The sequence below is a fragment of the Candidatus Cloacimonadota bacterium genome, from assembly GCA_034722995.1.
Classification (GTDB): domain Bacteria; phylum Cloacimonadota; class Cloacimonadia; order JGIOTU-2; family JGIOTU-2; genus JAGMCF01.
Genome location: JAYEOL010000014.1, coordinates 1 through 2,996, shown reverse-complemented (window position 1 = coordinate 2,996; position 2,996 = coordinate 1). Strand labels below are relative to the sequence as shown.

The window sequence follows — 2,996 nt, the reverse complement described above, 5'->3', positions numbered from 1 at the left end:
GTCATTTATAGTCATTTACTCGCTTTGCTCGTGTCATTTATTGTCATTTATGGTTAGCAAGTTCCTTTTTGTTTACCTATGGAATTGATATAATTATTCAATTTTACTCCTATTGAATTAACATCATTTTGGAATAATTGAAATTCCTCATCATTCATCAACTTCCTATTGTGTGCTTTTGTAAGCCAGGTTTTTGTTTCATACAAGGAACCTCTTGCATAATAAGCGAACTGTTTATTCTCTTTGAAATGAAACCTTCCAAATCCTTCACTCAGATTTGCAGCCACCGAGTCCACTGCCCACACCAATTGCTTGCCAATAGTATCTTTTGAAAAATAGTTCCATTTATCAACAATTTTCCAAACCCTTTCTCCCATATCCATTGATAATCTATAAACCTGCAAATCTTCTAATTTCATTCTTCCTCCTAACCACTATAAATGACCACTAATGACCTAATGACTACGAATGACTACTTTAGTAAGGGCTAAAGTTTTTCCAAAGCATTTAGTATTTCAGAGAGTTTTATATCTTTTAGTTTCCTATTTTTTCCAAGAACACTTACAAGAAATGAGCAAAATTGGTCAATGGTTAAATCAGAGAATCTATCCGCAAGATAGCTTGATAAATCTCCACTTGCTTTCATAATCTTATTAAGTTCATTTTGGTTTGGTTTTTTTTGTTTATTATTTGGTTTTGAAATCTGGAAGAATTTCTTATTTTTCCTATTTAAGATAAAACTTTCTATGTTATCATGTGCTTTCCTGTTTACATTTTGAATTATATCTTGTAAGTATTCAACCTTTTTTTGCAGGAATTCATCATCCTTCTTTTTATCCAAAAGTTGTTGATATATTTCCAATGCTTGTTTGTAATTATCTTGTTCTTCATACAATTTTGCTAAAGAGGGCGTTGGGATGAAATCTTCTTTCTCTGTCATGTTATTTTGCCTTAATGAGTCTTTTGAATTTTTTATAAGAATGTTTTCACATTAGTTTATTTGTATAATCTTTAACTCTCGTGTTTTCATTTGAAAATCCTTTGTATTTCAATTCGGGATAAACCCGTCCCCAATTCAATTGGGGATACCCACCAGCTAGCGAGCGGGTAGCAACAGGTTTATCCTGTTGCATTATTAAAATTAGTAAATTTTCATGCTCCTTGTGTCGGCTTGCTGACATGTATATTTCATATATAAACAACCTCTTTCAAGATATACTTTCCAATAATAGATTTTAATGCATTTTTTGAAACAAGGTCAACCTTTATTCCAATTATCTTTTCAATATATTCTTCTAAATCTAAAAATTCAAATAATCCGATGGGTTCGTAAAATGTTACAAGTATATCCGCATCACTTTTGCCTTTTTGCTCATTTCTTACATACGAACCAAAAATACCGATCTCTTTAACTTTGTATTCTTTCTTAATCTCCTCTTTATGCTGTCCTAAAGCATTTTTTATCTCTTTAAGTGTTATCATACTTCTTACCCCTTTACTTCAGTTTTTATTCGGAAACTTCAATTTTGTCCTCAATTTTTTCAAATATTCCCTTTCCTATTCCTTTCACATTTTTTATCTCCTCAATAGATTTAAAAGGACCATTATTTTTACGATATTCAATTATTGCATTTGCTTTACCTTCACCAATACCAGGAAGAGACATTAAGTAAGATTTAGATGCAGTATTGATATTTACTTTTCCTAAAATTTTTATTGATTTGTCTTTAGTAAAGAATGCCCTCACTTCTGCTGAATCACCAATCATTTCAAGATAGGGGAGGAGTTTCGCAAGTGTCTTTTTGCCAATCCCTTTTACCTTTGTGAGTTCTATCAAAGACTTGAATTCTCCAATTTGTTCTCTATAATCAAAAATTGTCTTAGATTTTTTAGGGCCTATTCCAGGCAACTCCGACAGAGTTTCTATATCTGCCTCATTTATATTGATTTTTGGCACAGTATGAGATTTTTCAATAACAACTTCTAAGCTATCCTGAATATTTTCCTTATCTTTAGTATTAACAGTTTGGATAAGATTTCTTGCATTAACAACTATCAGCCCAAGCGCAAGAAATGCAATAAGGAAAACAATAATTTTTCGTTCATCTTTTGTAAAGATTTTATTCATTATCTTTATTTGTTACCTCTCGTTTGATTTATAAATGAATTCTGTTAGCACATTTCCAATTATTTGTAGACTTTGAGCACTGCATTTATCTGGGGTGTCTTGTAAGGTATGCCAGTACGGATAATCAAAATCAATTATATCAATGGCATTAAATCCTTTTTCTAAAAACGGATAATGGTCATCGTATATGAAGTTGGAGATTTTTGTGCTGAAATTTGGTATGTTTCGTGCTCTGGCTATTTTCCATATTTTTTCCAATAATTCGGGGGAATTTCTATAAGAATAGCCTTCAATCTCTATATTCAAATCTTTATCTCCAATCATATCAATAATAATTACTGCTTCAGGTTCTCTGCCTTTGTAATTGTTCACAAAATGTTTTGAACCCAAACACCACTCGTTATTTGTTCCTTGAGTTCCTGCATCTTCGCCGTCAAAAAAGAGAAGGTCTATTCCAAATAATGGTGGCTCATATTTATTCAAAATTTCAGCTAAATGAAAAAGCACCGCTACACCTGATGCTGCATCATTTGCACCAGGAATGGGTAAATGACGATTTTCTTCCAAACTATCCAAATCTGCCCAGGGTCGGGTATCCCAATGTGCTCCAATAAAAATTCGTGTTTGTCTTTGTGGATAATAAGTAGCGATTATATTTGTGAGATTGTAGATTTCGTCTCTAACTTTTTCAGAAAACTCCTGAGTTTTTACTTCTGCTCCATTCTCTTCTAAAAAATTTATCAGGTAATTTTTGCACAAAAGATGCCCATCAGAATTAGGATTTCTTGGACCGAATGAACATTGCTTTTCTAAGTATTGAAAGGCTTTTTCGCCACTGAATTCAGGAATGTTTTTTGAGCATCCTATT

The 2,996-nt window shown here is 32.2% G+C and carries 5 protein-coding genes; all 5 read right to left on the bottom strand.

The window, feature by feature from the left end:
• Positions 1-53: 53 nt before the first annotated feature.
• The gene (locus U9R23_01600; protein ID MEA3475131.1) at positions 54-419 is read right to left on the bottom strand and encodes a four helix bundle protein; all 366 of its coding nucleotides are present in this window, start codon (positions 417-419) and stop codon (positions 54-56) included.
• Positions 420-487: 68 nt separating this feature from the next.
• Complete coding sequence (locus U9R23_01595; GenBank protein MEA3475130.1) at positions 488-940, bottom strand: tetratricopeptide repeat protein; 453 nt, start codon at positions 938-940, stop codon at positions 488-490.
• A gap of 248 nt (positions 941-1,188) precedes the next feature.
• Positions 1,189-1,482, bottom strand: coding sequence for a nucleotidyltransferase family protein (locus U9R23_01590; protein MEA3475129.1), 294 nt, complete (start codon positions 1,480-1,482; stop codon positions 1,189-1,191).
• 25 nt (positions 1,483-1,507) lie between these two features.
• On the bottom strand, positions 1,508-2,128 hold the full coding sequence (locus U9R23_01585; protein MEA3475128.1) for a ComEA family DNA-binding protein: 621 nt from the start codon (positions 2,126-2,128) through the stop codon (positions 1,508-1,510).
• Positions 2,129-2,140: 12 nt separating this feature from the next.
• A partial coding sequence (locus tag U9R23_01580) for a M28 family peptidase (protein ID MEA3475127.1) occupies positions 2,141-2,996 on the bottom strand: 856 nt, incomplete at its 5' end.